The following is a 14,616-nucleotide window of genomic DNA, read 5'->3' on the forward strand; positions in this document are numbered from 1 at the left end:
CATAGTCCTGGTAGGTGTGGACCATCATGCGGCTTGAATATTTCATTGATGAGCACCGCATCTCCTCTCCTCGTTCAGCGCCATCTGTCGCGTGCGCTGAATCTCTTGAGCAGGAACCTCCATGCTTGGAACACTTATCCAACAGACAGTTAATGCTTTAACGATCGGTTCGCTCTACGCGTTGATCGCACTGGGTTACACCATGGTGTACGGCGTTCTGCGAATGATCAATTTTTCCCATGCCGAAATGTTCATGCTGGGAGCTTACGCAGCCTTTTTTGGGCTGACGCTCATCGTTGGACAGATCGGCGGGGCTGGCGCTTTTACGTTGACAGTCGTCTTCTTTCTGGCCGTCGTCGCGGTCGGCCTTATCGGTGTGGGCATCGAAAAAGTAGCTTACAAGCCGCTGCGTAATTCAACCCGGCTGGCGCCCATGCTTTCCTCTCTTGGAGTTTCGCTCTCATTGGTGACGGCAGTTCAAATTCTTGCCGGACCGCAGCCTGTCGGATTTCCAAGTTTCTTCCCGGCAATTCGCTTTGAAATATTCGGCGCTACGATCACTGCAATGCAGATTGGCATTCTTGTTGCCTCCTTCATTCTCATGTACGGCCTTCATTTGATCGTGAACCGCAGCCGGATCGGCGTCATCGTCCGTGCCGTTGCAGAGAACCGCAGCACATCGCAATTGCTGGGTATCAATGTAAACCTGGCCATTTCAATGGTGTTCTTCTTCGGGCCTTTATTGGGTGCCGCAGGTGGAATTCTCTATGCCAGCTACTACGGTATCATGTCTCCAACCATGGGTGCGGTTATCGGCCTGAAGGCGTTCACTGCGGCTATTCTTGGCGGCATTGGGTCAATCCCAGGTGCAATGCTTGGTGCCTATCTTCTTGCCTTCATCGAAGTCGGCGGCGTAGCGCTTTTGCCGATCCTTACGGGTGGAATACTCGGCACAGAATATCGAGACGTTCTTTCTTTCGCGATCCTCATCCTCGTCCTGCTTGTCAAGCCGGCCGGCATCCTGGGTGAACCGGTTTCTGAAGAAAGCATGGTCTATAAGAGGGAATTCTGATGTCGGTCATCGTAAATTCAGTAACAAACGAGAAACGCAAAGGGCGTTTAACGGCATTCCTCGTGCTTGCGATTGCTGTTGCCCTCATTATTGCAACCCCATTCCTGCCAAATTACTATATCCGCGTTGTTAATGGCCTGTTGATCTATATTCTTCTGGGTATCGGCCTGAATATCGTCATTGGCTATGCAGGTTTGCTTGATCTTGGATTTGTCGCATTCTACGCCGTGGGCGCTTACACATATGCTCTCCTTGCAAGTCCGCAATTCGACTTACACCTTCCGTTTTTCGTGATCCTGGCAATTGCTATATTCATGGGGGCTATGACGGGAGTTTTGCTGGGTATTCCGGTTCTGAGGCTAAGAGGTGACTATCTGGCCATTGTAACACTTGGTTTTGGTGAGATCATTCGCATCATTATTAACAATGTCGATTGGCTGACAGGCGGGCCACAAGGTATTGCACGTATCGACAAACCGTCAATGTTCGGAATGGATTTCGGTAAACCGGTGGAAATATATTGGCTTCTATTGGGCGTTGTTGCAGTCATAATGATACTTGTATGGCGGCTGGAGCAGTCAATTCTTGGAAAGGCCTGGTCTGCTATACGTGAAGATCAGGATGCCGCGCGCGGTATAGGTATTAACACCACAAATGCCAAACTTGTGGCTTTCGCCACCTCGGCTTCAATTGGCTCTGTCGCCGGTGTTATTTTCGCAGCTTCGCAGCGTTTCGTCAGTCCGGAAAGTTTCACTCTACAGGAGTCGATACTGATCGTGTTGATGATAGTTATTGGCGGCATTGGAAATATTCTCGGCATTATCGTCGGCGCTACAATTTTGATCTTGCTGCCCGAGGTTCTGCGTGAGCTTGCTGAGTGGAGAATTCTGTTCCTCGGTCTGCTCATGGTCACGCTTATTATCATCCGTCCGGCAGGAATAATTCCACGTTCCTTCGGGCCAGAGAAACTTTTCAGGAGGCTACTTGGAAAATGACGCTTGCCTTCAAAAATCTGTGGAAGCAATACGGTAATGTGATTGCTACAAATGATGTTACCACCGAGTTCTTGCCCGGGTTGATATATGGTATCATCGGGCCCAACGGTGCTGGCAAATCTACCTTGATTAACATGACTGCTGGCTCTTACCAGGTTTCATCCGGAGCCATTACTTTAGATGGAAAACATCTTGAGCGCCTTCAGAAACATCAGATCGCAAATGCTGGCGTAGCACGCACCTACCAGAATATCCGCCTTTTTGATCAGATGACCGCTTTGGAAAATCTGGAAGTGTGTTTTTATCCAACCGATGTGTGGAAATCCTGGAAAGAGGTTGCGTGGCCTCCTTTTAACCGTGCACAGCAGAAGCACCGCCGCGACATCTGCATGGGTATTCTCAAATCCTTTAATTTGCAGGCTTACGCAAATTTCGAAGCCGGGAGCCTGCCTTATGGCCGACAGCGGATGCTGGAAATTGCACGGGCACTGGTCATGAATCCACGCGTGCTGCTGCTTGATGAACCCGCCGCAGGCTTAAACCATCATGAGACCGCCGAGCTAACCGAGCGGCTAGCTGCATTGCGCTCACCTGATCGGATCATGATCGTTGTTGAGCATGACATGGACCTCGTCATGACTGTTTGCGACAACATCGTCGTGATGCATCACGGCAAACTGCTTTTTCAGGGAACGCCTGCGGAAGTGCAGGCAAATTCTGAAGTTCAACTAGCCTATCTGGGGACAGACAATGACATCGACGAAATCCGCGCCGCTGCTGAAAATCGCCGGGCTAAGCTCGGGATACGGACGCGTCAGCGTACTTGATAATGTTGATCTTGAAATCGATCCCCAGGAGATCGTTGTTATTCTCGGGCCGAATGGTGCAGGAAAAACAACGCTGCTGAACTCTATTTCTGGGGTTGCGCAGGTTACAGCCGGTTCGATTGTCTTTGAAGGTAAGGATATAACCAGAGCCAGACCGGAACAGGTCGTGCGAATGGGGCTGACCCATTGCCCCGAAGGTCGCCAGATATTCCAGCGTTTGACGGTGGAAGAAAATCTCATCGCCGCGCATATCGGACGGGTTGGGAAAAGCTTTGAAGTTCTTCGAGATGAAGTCTTTGAGCTGTTTCCAATTCTAAAAGAGCGCCGTAATAGTATGGCGAGCCGCATGTCTGGCGGTCAGCAGCAAATGCTGGCGATCGGACGCGCATTAATGGCGGAACCAAAACTTCTGATGCTCGATGAGCCGTCGCTCGGCCTCGCGCCGAAGATTATCCATCAGATATTCCGGATCATCCTCGATCTGTCCCAGACCGGGATTTCAATCCTGCTGGTTGAACAGAATGTGCAATTGGCTCTCGAATGCGGCGATTATGCTTACTTGTTCAATACGGGTCGCATCAAACTGCATGGCCCGTCAAAGGAAATGGCTGAACATTCCGCTTTGAGCGAACACTTTCTCGGTGGCACTACCGAGGAAACACTTCATGTTTGAGGTCGACTGGAAAACACCTCACCTTTGGGCAAAGACGACGCCAAAACGCAGCCCGGCCCCTGAACTACGCGGGGATCATGAGGCCGACCTGCTCGTTGTCGGCGGCGGATATACCGGCATGGCCGCCGCTCTGGGCGCACGCGACAGCGGAGCCAATGTCATTCTTCTTGAAGGCAATGAAATTGGCTCTTCAGCATCAGGGCGTAATCATGGCCTGGTCATTTCGCATCACTCCAAAGCCGCCCCCTCCGAATTCGAGGCTGTCTATGGAAAAGCACGCGGCGAGAAATACAACCGTCTGATCGCCAATTCTGGTGACGTCTCATTCGGCTTGATGCAAAGATTTGGTATCAATGCCCATCAGGTGCAGAATGGCTGGATTCAGCCTGCGCACACGCAAGCCACTTTACGCAGGGTTCGGCAATTCTATCACGAATGGAAAGCCTTTGGTGCTAAGGTTACATGGCTTGACCGTGACATGATCAGCGCCAAAATTGGAAGCCCTTATCTGGGCGGATGGCTGGTACCAAATTCTGGTCATATCAATCCGTTCGCCATGGCCGTTGGATTGGCGGGCGCTCTGGAGCGTGAAGGCGTTGCGATCTTTGAAAACTCAAAAGCCATTTCGCTGAAGAAAAGTGGTAAGGGCTGGCTGGTCAAAACCAGCAAGGGCAGTGTTATCGCCTCAAGGGTCGTACTGGCGACGAATGCGCTGACTGATAATTTGTGGCCAGATCTTAAACGTACACTTATACCGCTCAAGGTATTCCAGTCTGCAACCGAACCCTTGCCAGAGGAATTGCGCGCACAGATTTTGCTGGGCAATCCTGCTGTTTCGGATATGCGTAACGATCTTCGCTATTTTCACTTCGATTGCGATAATCGGCTGGTGAGCGGCGGCACCCATACTTTTTGGCACAATGAAGCAGAACGCGGGCGCGAAAAAGTCGCAACCATGCTGAAAAAAGCATTTCACGCATTTAAAACGACCCCCAAAATGGTGGAATACTGGCACGGTACATTCGCGGTTGTGCCGGATCGTCGTCCTCGACTTTATCGCCTTGCACCGGGGCTTGTGTTTGGCGGGATTTATTCCGGTCGAGGTGTTGCGCTTTCCATGTCATTAGGACAGGAAATTGGCCGTTGGGCACTGGACCAGCTTTCCGATGACGCAATGCCGTTACCGGTGACGAATATGCAGCCGGTGCCGTTTCATCCCGTTGCTACGCAAGTCGCCAACCGCATTCATCCGTGGCATCGTTTAAAAGACCGTTTTGAATAAACGGTAAAATGAACCAGAGCGGATTTATTACGATGTCGTTAGCGACGTGTCTGATGCGAGGATGGAATGCGCGTTGAAATTCTCGGCGCAGAACGATGCCGCCGATGAGGCGGTCAAGAGAAGCTGGACATTGTTTCGAAAGGCACAAGAAACTAAGTTCACCATGCAGTTTGCAAAAAACTGTTGATACGTTTCTATTTGAACCGATAATCGTCACCATTTTTGTCAATTCACGACAACAGCATTGAGTAGCTCGCCCAAAATGAACGTAACAGCCCGCAGCATTCTTTCCGGTACGGCCAGGGGACCAATTCTTGCGACCAGCGAACCACTCAGTTTTTGGGGTGGTGTCGATCCCGCTTCCGGCAAGATAATTGACGTGCACCACCCGCTCTATGGTCAAAGCATTGCAGGTGCTGTTCTCATGATCCCCTCTACCAGAGGGTCATGCACCGGATCGGGCATATTGCTTGATCTGGTGCTCAACAGCATGGCTCCGGCTGCATTGGTCTTTTCCCAAGCGGAGGACGTAGTAACGCTAGGAGCACTTATCGCAGATAAGATGTTCGGTAGGCCTTTGCCTGTCCTTCGCCTCCAGCCCGAAGAGTGGGCGCGGTTGAGTCAGGAAGCTGAAGCTGAGATAACCCCGACAACCGTCACCGCGCCCAGTTTCAGCCTGCCCGTCGCACCGCCCGAGATTGCGGAGCTGACTTTGACTCAAGACGACGGTGCTATGCTGTCAGGAGCCAAGGGCGAAGTTATAAAACTTGCTATGGAAATCATCTGCACGATGGCCGCAAACCAGGGCGCCGAACACTTGATCGATGTGGCGCAGGCTCATATTGATGGATGCATTTATGCAAGCCACGCAAACTTGATCTTTGCCGAGAAAATGGCGGATATGGGAGCGCGCGTCCGTGTTCCGACAACGATGAATGCCATCTCCGTCGATCGTGAGAGATGGCAGGCTCAGGGCGTGCCCGTAATCTTCGGACAGCCCGCTGCGCGGCTCGCCGACGCTTACGTGCGGATGGGGTGCCAGAATACGTTCACCTGTTCGCCTTACCTACTAGAGACGGCTCCTGTTCAAGGCGAGATGATCGCCTGGGCCGAGAGCAATGCGGTCATCTATGCGAATACCGTCCTTGGCGCACGTACAACAAAACACCCCGATTTCCTTGATCTCTGCATTGCAATCACGGGCCGTGCGCCGCTTTCAGGCGTTTATCTAGATCAGCACCGACTGGCGCAGAGAATTATAAATATCAATGTTCCCAATGCGTTTGATGATGCCTTCTGGCCATTGATCGGTTATCTTGCGGGTAAAATCTCTCCTGACCGAATCCCGTTGTTGCGTGGGCTCGAAGTGGCCAACCCGAGCCCAGAAGACCTGAAAGCACTTTGCGCAGCATTCGGCACGACCTCTGCTGCGCCTATGTTGCATGTGGATGGTATTACGCCGGAAGCGCATCTGATTTCACCGTCTGCAGATACGGTTTGTATCTCAAATGATGATATGGCAGCGGGTTGGCGTCTTTTGAACGGCGGTCCTGACGACGTGGATCTTATAGCAATCGGTAGCCCGCATGCGTCACTTGAAGAATGTCGCACTTTTGCAGATGCACTGCGTGGTGGCAAAGTCATAATAAAAACAATTATAACGGCCGGACGTCAAGTTATTGCCACGGCCCGAAGCGATGGAACGCTGGGAAGGCTGGAAGCCGCAGGTGTGCAGGTCATACCCGACCTCTGCTGGTGTTCGATCTCCGAACCGGTTTTCCCAAGCGCATCAAAAACATTAATGACCAATTCAGGCAAATATGCCCATTATGGGCCAGCTCTATCTGGTCGTGCAGTTCGCTTTGGCAGCCTCATGAGTTGTGCTCAGGCGGCTCTGACTGGTCATGTGGCGCCTGGCCTACCAGGCTGGCTTAGGGGGTAGCAGGTGCCGAAGATCTGCTTGTTGAACGCGGGACGTTGTCAGCCGAGAGGCGGTCTGGCTTTGGCGTGCTGTCGATCAGCATGGCACCCAGCCTTGATCGCCGGGAGCTTTGCAACGGTTTGTATCGATGCACTCCGCCACCCGTAATCGCTTTTCAGTTCCATGACACCGCCGTGCCGCGCAAACAATTCGCTACCATCGTCTCGAAGCGCTCGACGTATGGAAAATTGCAGCCTGCCTCGTCTGAAATCTCCGGAAACCTGCTCTTTCTAAGTATGACAAGCTTAACGTGACAATGCCGAATTTTATACTGACAGAAGAAGATGGTAAGCGACTGGTTCTGAGAAACGCAGAAATTTACATGCGGCAAGGCTTGTGAAAACTCGCTGATCACTGTCTGAATATAGGGTGACGTAGGCGGGGCGGGCGAATTTATAGGTGTAAAATTGGTATGTGATCGTGAAACCAAAGACTATGTGGGTGAAGAAGCTGATGTGCTGGCAAATGAGTCACTTGCGCGCTCCCCTTTCTTTGGCAAAGCTTAGGCGGATATTTTTCTTGATCGTTTTGAAGGCGGTTTCTTTAACGGTCCTTGCATGAAACACTAATCCGGAGAATGATCTCATGTCTCGCGATCTCTCACTTAGACCGCTACCCAAGGAAAATTGGGATCCAATGCTTTCCAACATAATTGAGGATATGAGAGAGCGTCCACTGAACGTGCACGCATTGATGGCCCATAATCCAGAGTTGCTGAAAGCGTGGTGGAGTTTTCGGAACTATTCGGTTGGCGGCGGCTCACTCGGACGACGCGCGGGTGAACTGGTCATATTGCGCGTAGCCTCCCATCTTAAAGCCTGGTATGAATGGGCCTCCCATGTGGAACGTGGCCTAAGCTGCGGTCTTTCGGCGGATGAAATTGAACGGGTAAATACTTCATATGCGCAATGGCCGGCAGGTGATGCCATCCTGCTCACGGCAGTGGATGAGTTGATAATAGACCATCGTTTGTCGGTGAAAACCCTGAGCGAACTGCGCTGCCACTACAACAATCAACAGATTCTGGACATTATTGCTATTCACGGCATGTATGTAATCCTTGGCTGCATGATCAATACGTGGGGGCTTGAGCTCGATCCACATATAGAGCGGCAGCTTCCCACTAAATTCACACGGGAGACCTTTGAAGAAACGGGATCCTCATCATGATCAGATCGCACAAAATTGCCGTTATTGGTGGCGGTTTGATCGGAATGAGTTGGGCTAGCCTGTTTGTTGCCCAAGGACACGAAGTCACGATTGTCGATCCTCGCAGCGAAGCTGGTGACGAGTTTCAGGCATTTCTTCGGGATGCCTGGCCGATGCTTCGTTCTCTGGGACTCGCTGAGGAATGCTGCCCGCCCCGCGTTACGGTTTCGCAAGATATTGCTGCGATCAAGGAGGCTGATTTTGTACAGGAATGTGGCCCAGATCGTATCAATGTGAAACGAGATCTAATCGCCCAGATCGAAGAACAAATTGCACATGACACCATAATCGCATCCAGCACATCATCGCTTACTGCTACCGATATTCAGCGTGATGCGCTCCGGCCTGCGCGAATACTAGTTGGCCATCCAATGAACCCGCCCCACCTGGTTCCTATGGTTGAGCTTGTTGCCGGTAAGTTAACGACGCCTGATACGGTGAACAGGGCCGAAGCTTTTTACAATGCTTTGAAACGAGTGACAATACGCGTGCAAAAGGAAGTGCCTGGCCATTTGGCCAACCGTCTTACGTCAGCGCTCTACCGCGAAGCAGTACATATCGTTGCGGAAGGAATTGCTACCGTTGAGGATGTGGACAAAGCAATTTCATATGGGCCAGGTATGCGTTGGGCACTAATGGGACCTCATCTGATTTATCATCTTGGTGGCGGTAAAGGTGGATATCGGCACTATCTTGACCATCTTGGTCCGACCCAGGAGGCGCGCTGGCGAGAACATGGAACGTCCCAGCTGACTGAAGCCGTCAAGAATGCTCTCATCGGTGGCATTGAGAAGGAACTTGCTAATATGGACGAAGCAAGCCTGACGCAGCGTCGCGATGCGGCATTGGTCGAATTATTTCAACTCAAACAGAAGTTTGGGTTCTGACCTCTCAGATATAGAGCGTAGTCTATATTTCGCATATTGTTCCCTTCATGGCGTTAGGAATGATAGGCCTACCAGAACCGCATCTAACATTGAGTGCCGCGTATTCGGTGATGCGGGTCGTCATGCGCGCTCTGCCATAGGGTTCGGATCGCTCCCCGACGACATAACCGTCGAAATCGAGGCGATCGTCTCGTTTATCGAGCAAACTGAAGTTACCATTGTGGCGAGTATTGCCAAGTTGTTTCGGCATTACGGCTGGCTTATTTGGATTGAATGCAAACCCTGCTGGAAAACTCATGTCTGCAAAGGCCGAGCTGCAACTGCTGGTCCGCATTCAATGAAAAGGCCGGGAAACCCCGGCCTTTTGCTTTTAGTTCTTTTCCTGCACATGCGCCTCAAGGAACCAGAGGGCCTTGTCGAGGCTGCGGGAGGCTGCGGTGAAAATATCGGCGGTGGTGTCGTCACCGGCTTCATCCGCATCCTTGATCGCTTTTCTAATCAGGTTTGCGACATCGCCATAGCATTCGATCAGCGCTTCGAGATGATCGCTAATGGCATAAATATCGATGGGATAGGGCTTGAGGCTGGTATCCTCTGCGACACGCTGGCTCGTGCCATAGGCCGTGCCGCCAAGCTGGATGGCGCGCTCGGCAATCGTATCGACATGTTCGTCGAGATCAGCGCGCAACGTGTCCAGCATCTCATGCACGGCGATGAATTGCGGCCCCTTGAGGTTCCAGTGCGCCTGTTTGGTGATGAGCGAAAGATCGATTGTCGCTGCTAAATTTGCATTGAGCAGCGCAATCATGGTCGTCTTGGTGTTGGAGGGAAGATCGTTACGGGTGGCATGCATCGCCTTCTTGGACATTTTTACCTCATGATTCTAAAACACGGGCGCGCAAAAATCGCCCCGCACTCTATAAGGTAAATGTGTGAGCATGGCATTTGTTCCCTCATCAATGTGAAATTTGGATGCAAAAATTTGTCCTGCTTGATGCCTTTGGCTTGTCGCGGCGCGATTTCTGATCTACGCGAAGTTCATGAAGATACTTGCCCTTGATACCGCTGCTTCCTGGTGTGCCGCTGCAATCTATGATTCGGAGCGTGATCTTGTTCTTGCGCAAGTGAGCGAGAATATCGGCAAAGGCCATGCGGAAGTGCTGATGGATTATGTCGGGCGGGCGATGACGGAGGCCGCGACTGCCATGTCGCAGATCGACCGGGTGGCGGTCAATATCGGCCCCGGCTCCTTTACCGGCGTGCGCATAGGCGTGTCGGCTGCGCGCGGTTTCGCGCTGGCGCTGGGGCGTCCGGCCATCGGCATCAGCGCTTTCGAGGCGCTGGCCTGCGAGACGGCCGAAACCTATCCGGCAAAGCCGGTTCTGGTGCTGCTCGATGCGCATCGCGGAGAGATTTATGCGCAAGTCTTTAGCGCTAACGGGACGGCGCAGGCCGCGCCTATGGTATTGTCACGCGAGGAGGCAACAGGCTTTGCAGGAGGGCAATCCGCCGAAACCGTGCTGGCCGGTTCTGCTGCAAATGCGATCAATGAAGCGCTTGCGGGCGCATTTACGGTAATACGGGGCGAGCCGACAGGGCGTATCGGCACCTATGCGAAGCTTGCGTCCTTACGCGAGACGGGGGAAGCTCCGAAGCCGCTTTACATGCGCGGGCCTGATGCCAAGCCGCAAACCGGCTTTGCCTTGCCGCGCCGTCCCGCTGGGGAATAGGGCGATGATGGGCTTTTTATTCGGGCGCTTTGGCCGCAGGCCGGTTCTGGTCGAGCCGCTTGGCGCGCGCGATAGCGCCGAGATCCAACGCATCCACGCACAAGCCTTTCATCAGGGCTGGAGTTCAGACGATTTCCGCTCGCTGATCGCGCAGGACGCGGTTTTCGGCTTTGTCGCCCGCCCGCAGGGAAAGCCCGGCAAGGCATGTGGTTTTGTGCTGGCCCGTCTGGTGGCAGGCGAAGCGGAAATCCTCACCATCGCGGTTGCAGGCAATATGCAGCGGCAGGGCGTGGGACGCGCGCTGATGGATGCCACGTTGCGTCATCTCTATCAGGAGCGCGCCGAAACGCTGTTTCTGGAAGTCGATGAGACCAATGTGGCGGCACAGGCGCTTTACCGCCAGCTGGGTTTCAGCAAGGTCGGTTCTCGTCCGGCCTATTATGAAACCGAAAATGGCCGCTCCTCCGCCTTCATTTTCCGGCGCGATTTCAAGAGGTCGCAATGATCGGTTCAATCCGCGTCATTCTGGTGCTGGCGGCGTTTGCAGCGCTGAGCCTCTCGCTCATTCCGGTGCAATATATCTTCCTTAAACTCAAATATGGCTGGAAAAGCCGCCTGCCGAACTTCTTTCATCGAACCGTCGCACGCCTGTTTGGGTTTCGCATTCGCACTTTTGGCGAAATGCACCGGGACAGGCCGCTGCTGCTCGTTTCCAATCACATTTCATGGAGCGACATCATCATCCTGTCCGCAGTTGGACAGGTCTCCTTCATCGCCAAGTCAGAGGTGAGAAGCTGGCCTGTCTTCGGCATGTTCGCGGTTCTGCAACGCACTGTGTTCGTGGAACGCGAGCGGCGCGGCAAGACCGCCCAGCAGACCTCCGAGATCGCAACCCGGCTTGCGGCAGGCGACGCGATGGTGCTGTTTCCCGAAGGCACCACATCGGACGGCAATCGCGTCCTGCCCTTCAAGACGGCACTTTTTGGCGCGGCCCATGCCGCAATCCGGGAGACGGGTGTGGACAAAGTGATCGTCCAGCCGGTCGCCATCGCCTATACGCGACTGCACGGTATGACCATGGGGCGCTATCATCGCCCGATCGTCTCATGGCCCGGCGATGTCGAATTGCTGCCGCATCTCAAGGGCATTCTGCGCGAAGGGGCGATTGATGTTGAAGTACGCTTTGGCGAGCCGGTGATTGTCACCACCGATACGGATCGCAAAATGCTGGCGCGGGTCACGGAAGGGCGGGTGCGAGCATTGCTGCAAAGCGCGCTGCTTGGTCGCGAGATTTCACAAGAATGACACCCGATCAGTTTGTCGCCTTCCAAAAGAGCGATAAAAACTGTAGATAGCCGCGATGAGCGAAAATATGACCAAGATCCAGAACACGCCGGACAGTGGCAATACACGCAAGGTTTTCGTGAAGACCTATGGTTGCCAGATGAATGTCTATGACAGCCAGCGCATGGCCGACAGCCTTGCTGCGGAAGGCTATGTTGCGACCGATACGCCCGACGATGCCGATCTGGTCCTGCTCAATACCTGTCATATTCGCGAAAAAGCATCGGAAAAGCTTTATTCCGCGCTGGGTCGCCTGCGCAAGATGAAGGATAAGCGTGAAGCGAACGGCAAGGAACTGACGATTGGCGTGGCGGGTTGCGTCGCGCAGGCCGAAGGCGAGGAAATCCTGCGCCGCGCGCCCAATGTCGATCTGGTTATTGGTCCGCAGACCTATCATCGCCTGCCCAAGGCGCTTGCAAGGGTGCGCGGCGGCGAGAAGGTGGTCGAAACCGATTACGCGATCGAAGACAAGTTCGAGCATCTGCCTGCACCAAGGCGCGAAGACGTGCGCAAGCGCGGCGTTTCGGCTTTTCTCACCGTGCAGGAAGGCTGCGACAAGTTCTGCACCTTCTGCGTGGTGCCCTATACGCGCGGCTCGGAAGTCTCGCGCAGCGTGGCGCAGATTGTCGCGGAAGCCGAGCGCCTTGCCGATAGCGGCGTGCGCGAACTCACCCTTCTGGGCCAGAACGTCAATGCATGGCATGGCGCGGGCGACGATGGCCGCGAATGGGGCCTTGGCGAATTGCTGTTCCGGCTCGCGCGTATTCCGGGCGTGGCGCGGCTGCGCTACACCACCAGCCATCCGCGCGATATGGATGATGCGCTGATTGCAGCCCACCGCGATCTGCGGCAGCTGATGCCCTATCTGCACCTTCCGGTACAATCGGGTTCCGACCGCATTTTGAAGGCGATGAACCGCCGCCACAAGGCCGATGAATATCTGCGCCTGATCGAACGTATCCGCGCCGTTCGCCCCGATCTGGCGCTGTCGGGCGATTTCATCGTCGGTTTTCCCGGCGAGACGGATCAGGATTTCGAGGATACGATGGCGCTGGTGCGCGAGGTGAATTACGCGCAGGCCTATTCGTTCAAATATTCGCCGCGCCCCGGAACGCCGGGCGCCGAACTTGCCGATCATGTCGATGAGGCGGTCAAGGACGAGCGCCTGCAACGGCTTCAGGCGCTGCTTTCAGAACAGCAATATGCGTTTCAGGATTCGATGATCGGGCGCAGGATGGACGTGCTTCTGGAGAAGCCGGGCCGCTTCCCCGGTCAGATGGTGGGCCGCTCCCCATGGCTGCTTCCGGCCATCGTCGAAGACAATAGCGATGCGGTCGGCGAGATTATTCATGTGCAAATCACTGCCACCGGCACGAATAGTCTTATTGCGCAAAAACTCGCCTAAGGGCATGATGCTTTCGAGGCAGTCCTGTGGCGAGTGAGTCCTTGCCCGAGTCCTGCCGGGAATGCGATCGCAATGCGTGAACCTTTAACAGGTGAATTCGGGGAGATCCGGTTGAGCGCTACGGAAAAGTTGAAACCTGCCAAGCCAACCACTCAAACGCAAGAAAGCCCGTCCAGCAGCCCGGTTGCCGGGGCCTCGGATATGGCCCATATCGTACTTACATTCGACAATAATCGCCTTGCCAGTGCGCTTTATGGCCAGTTCGACGAGAATCTGGCGCTGATCGAGCAGAAACTGGGCGTCGATGTGCGCTCCAAAGGCAATGAGCTTACCATTCGCGGCGAACCTACGGCGACCGAACAGGCCCGTCGTGCGCTCGACCAGCTTTATGAATATCTGCAAAAGGGCCATGAACTGACGCAATCCGATGTGGATGGCGCATTGCGTATGGCGATAGCTGCCGATGACCAGCTGACGCTGCCGACGCTGGAAACCAAAGGCAAGATTTCCGCAGCCCAGATTTCAACGCGCAAGAAGACGATCTTTGCCCGCACCGCGACACAGGACGCCTATATGCGCGCCCTCGATCGCTCGGAACTGGTCTTCGGGGTCGGACCGGCGGGAACCGGCAAAACCTATCTGGCGGTCGCCCATGCGGCCATGCTGCTGGAGCGCGGGCTGGTGGAACGCATCATCCTGTCGAGACCTGCCGTTGAGGCAGGAGAGCGGCTCGGCTTCCTGCCCGGCGACATGAAGGAAAAGGTCGATCCCTATCTTCGCCCCCTATATGATGCGCTTTATGACATGATACCGGCGGAAAAGGTCGAACGCGCTATTGCCGCAGGCGTCATCGAGATTGCGCCGCTCGCCTTCATGCGCGGACGCACGCTCGCCCACTCCGCCGTCATTCTGGATGAGGCGCAGAACACCACATCCATGCAGATGAAGATGTTCCTCACGCGCCTTGGCGAAGGCTCGCGCATGATGGTGAATGGGGATCCGAGCCAGATTGATCTTCCGCCGGGGCAGAAATCTGGTCTGGTCGAAGCGCTCAACGTGCTGGCCGATGTGGATGCGGTCGTCAAGGTGCGCTTCACCGAAAAGGACGTGGTTCGTCATCCGCTCGTGGCGGCGATCGTCAATGCCTATGACCGGCACGGTAAAAGCGTCTGAGTCGGAAAAGCGAAAACCGTTCTTGCAATCGCGCCGGC

Annotated in this window: 14 protein-coding genes and 2 pseudogenes; 15 read left to right on the forward strand and 1 reads right to left on the reverse strand. The window is 54.2% G+C overall.

Going from position 1 to position 14,616, the window contains the following annotated elements:
- The first annotated feature begins 121 nt into the window (after positions 1 to 121).
- From KUG47_RS01355 to KUG47_RS16700, 10 genes and pseudogenes are all read left to right on the forward strand, one after another.
- Positions 122 to 1,072 (forward strand): branched-chain amino acid ABC transporter permease, encoded by a 951-nt coding sequence (locus KUG47_RS01355; RefSeq protein WP_217676167.1) that lies wholly within the window; start codon positions 122 to 124, stop codon positions 1,070 to 1,072.
- Positions 1,072 to 2,067, forward strand: coding sequence for an ABC transporter permease subunit (locus KUG47_RS01360; RefSeq protein ID WP_217676168.1), 996 nt, complete (start codon positions 1,072 to 1,074; stop codon positions 2,065 to 2,067). The genes KUG47_RS01355 and KUG47_RS01360 overlap by 1 nt, the downstream gene beginning before the upstream one ends.
- On the forward strand, positions 2,064 to 2,894 hold the full coding sequence (locus KUG47_RS01365; RefSeq protein ID WP_217676169.1) for an ABC transporter ATP-binding protein: 831 nt from the start codon (positions 2,064 to 2,066) through the stop codon (positions 2,892 to 2,894). Before KUG47_RS01360 ends, KUG47_RS01365 begins: the two co-directional genes overlap by 4 nt.
- Positions 2,818 to 3,567, forward strand: coding sequence for an ABC transporter ATP-binding protein (locus KUG47_RS01370; RefSeq protein ID WP_254799239.1), 750 nt, complete (start codon positions 2,818 to 2,820; stop codon positions 3,565 to 3,567). The genes KUG47_RS01365 and KUG47_RS01370 overlap by 77 nt, the downstream gene beginning before the upstream one ends.
- Positions 3,560 to 4,849: an NAD(P)/FAD-dependent oxidoreductase gene (locus KUG47_RS01375; protein WP_217676170.1), complete on the forward strand. Its 1,290-nt coding sequence runs from the start codon at positions 3,560 to 3,562 to the stop codon at positions 4,847 to 4,849. Before KUG47_RS01370 ends, KUG47_RS01375 begins: the two co-directional genes overlap by 8 nt.
- Before the next feature lie 262 nt (positions 4,850 to 5,111).
- A complete protein-coding gene (gene lhpI, locus KUG47_RS01380) occupies positions 5,112 to 6,791 on the forward strand; it encodes a cis-3-hydroxy-L-proline dehydratase (protein WP_217676171.1) in 1,680 nt (559 codons plus the stop codon).
- Between the two features lie 97 nt (positions 6,792 to 6,888).
- A pseudogene (locus tag KUG47_RS16845) lies at positions 6,889 to 7,038 on the forward strand (IS6 family transposase); the annotation flags it as partial.
- Positions 7,039 to 7,415: 377 nt separating this feature from the next.
- Positions 7,416 to 8,000: a carboxymuconolactone decarboxylase family protein gene (locus KUG47_RS01385; RefSeq protein ID WP_217676172.1), complete on the forward strand. Its 585-nt coding sequence runs from the start codon at positions 7,416 to 7,418 to the stop codon at positions 7,998 to 8,000.
- Entirely contained in the window at positions 7,997 to 8,926 is a 930-nt protein-coding gene (locus tag KUG47_RS01390; protein ID WP_217676173.1) for a 3-hydroxyacyl-CoA dehydrogenase NAD-binding domain-containing protein, read from the forward strand. Before KUG47_RS01385 ends, KUG47_RS01390 begins: the two co-directional genes overlap by 4 nt.
- 97 nt (positions 8,927 to 9,023) lie before the next feature.
- Positions 9,024 to 9,119 (forward strand): annotated as a pseudogene (locus tag KUG47_RS16700) (RidA family protein); the annotation flags it as partial.
- 177 nt (positions 9,120 to 9,296) lie between these two features.
- Here the strand turns inward: KUG47_RS16700 and dps are convergent.
- Positions 9,297 to 9,794, reverse strand: a complete 498-nt coding sequence (gene dps / locus KUG47_RS01395; RefSeq protein ID WP_217676174.1) for a DNA starvation/stationary phase protection protein Dps — start codon at positions 9,792 to 9,794, stop codon at positions 9,297 to 9,299.
- A gap of 172 nt (positions 9,795 to 9,966) precedes the next feature.
- On the opposite strand from dps, the gene tsaB reads away from it, so the two are divergent.
- From tsaB to KUG47_RS01420, 5 genes are all read left to right on the forward strand, one after another.
- The gene (tsaB, locus tag KUG47_RS01400; RefSeq protein WP_217676175.1) at positions 9,967 to 10,656 is read left to right on the forward strand and encodes a tRNA (adenosine(37)-N6)-threonylcarbamoyltransferase complex dimerization subunit type 1 TsaB; all 690 of its coding nucleotides are present in this window, start codon (positions 9,967 to 9,969) and stop codon (positions 10,654 to 10,656) included.
- Positions 10,657 to 10,660: 4 nt separating this feature from the next.
- On the forward strand, positions 10,661 to 11,161 hold the full coding sequence (rimI, locus tag KUG47_RS01405) for a ribosomal protein S18-alanine N-acetyltransferase (RefSeq protein ID WP_217676176.1): 501 nt from the start codon (positions 10,661 to 10,663) through the stop codon (positions 11,159 to 11,161).
- The gene (gene olsA, locus KUG47_RS01410; RefSeq protein ID WP_217676177.1) at positions 11,158 to 11,961 is read left to right on the forward strand and encodes a lyso-ornithine lipid O-acyltransferase; all 804 of its coding nucleotides are present in this window, start codon (positions 11,158 to 11,160) and stop codon (positions 11,959 to 11,961) included. Before rimI ends, olsA begins: the two co-directional genes overlap by 4 nt.
- A 55-nt stretch (positions 11,962 to 12,016) precedes the next feature.
- Complete coding sequence (gene miaB, locus KUG47_RS01415; RefSeq protein WP_217676178.1) at positions 12,017 to 13,405, forward strand: tRNA (N6-isopentenyl adenosine(37)-C2)-methylthiotransferase MiaB; 1,389 nt, start codon at positions 12,017 to 12,019, stop codon at positions 13,403 to 13,405.
- Positions 13,406 to 13,516: 111 nt separating this feature from the next.
- Complete coding sequence (locus KUG47_RS01420) at positions 13,517 to 14,578, forward strand: PhoH family protein (protein ID WP_217676939.1); 1,062 nt, start codon at positions 13,517 to 13,519, stop codon at positions 14,576 to 14,578.
- Positions 14,579 to 14,616 lie beyond the last annotated feature (38 nt).

The organism is Falsochrobactrum tianjinense (genome assembly GCF_019100495.1).
Classification (GTDB): domain Bacteria; phylum Pseudomonadota; class Alphaproteobacteria; order Rhizobiales; family Rhizobiaceae; genus Brucella; species Brucella tianjinense.

Bases quoted from the DNA above. Each gene is read 5' to 3' on its own strand.
- KUG47_RS01355 (WP_217676167.1), top strand. From the start codon at position 122: ATGCTTGGAACACTTATCCAACAGACAGTTAATGCTTTAACGATCGGT.
- KUG47_RS01360 (WP_217676168.1), top strand. From the start codon at position 1,072: ATGTCGGTCATCGTAAATTCAGTAACAAACGAGAAACGCAAAGGGCGT.
- KUG47_RS01365 (WP_217676169.1), top strand. From the start codon at position 2,064: ATGACGCTTGCCTTCAAAAATCTGTGGAAGCAATACGGTAATGTGATT.
- KUG47_RS01370 (WP_254799239.1), top strand. From the start codon at position 2,818: ATGACATCGACGAAATCCGCGCCGCTGCTGAAAATCGCCGGGCTAAGC.
- KUG47_RS01375 (WP_217676170.1), top strand. From the start codon at position 3,560: ATGTTTGAGGTCGACTGGAAAACACCTCACCTTTGGGCAAAGACGACG.
- lhpI (WP_217676171.1), top strand. From the start codon at position 5,112: ATGAACGTAACAGCCCGCAGCATTCTTTCCGGTACGGCCAGGGGACCA.
- KUG47_RS01385 (WP_217676172.1), top strand. From the start codon at position 7,416: ATGTCTCGCGATCTCTCACTTAGACCGCTACCCAAGGAAAATTGGGAT.
- KUG47_RS01390 (WP_217676173.1), top strand. From the start codon at position 7,997: ATGATCAGATCGCACAAAATTGCCGTTATTGGTGGCGGTTTGATCGGA.
- dps (WP_217676174.1), bottom strand. From the start codon at position 9,794: ATGTCCAAGAAGGCGATGCATGCCACCCGTAACGATCTTCCCTCCAAC.
- tsaB (WP_217676175.1), top strand. From the start codon at position 9,967: ATGAAGATACTTGCCCTTGATACCGCTGCTTCCTGGTGTGCCGCTGCA.
- rimI (WP_217676176.1), top strand. From the start codon at position 10,661: ATGATGGGCTTTTTATTCGGGCGCTTTGGCCGCAGGCCGGTTCTGGTC.
- olsA (WP_217676177.1), top strand. From the start codon at position 11,158: ATGATCGGTTCAATCCGCGTCATTCTGGTGCTGGCGGCGTTTGCAGCG.
- miaB (WP_217676178.1), top strand. From the start codon at position 12,017: ATGAGCGAAAATATGACCAAGATCCAGAACACGCCGGACAGTGGCAAT.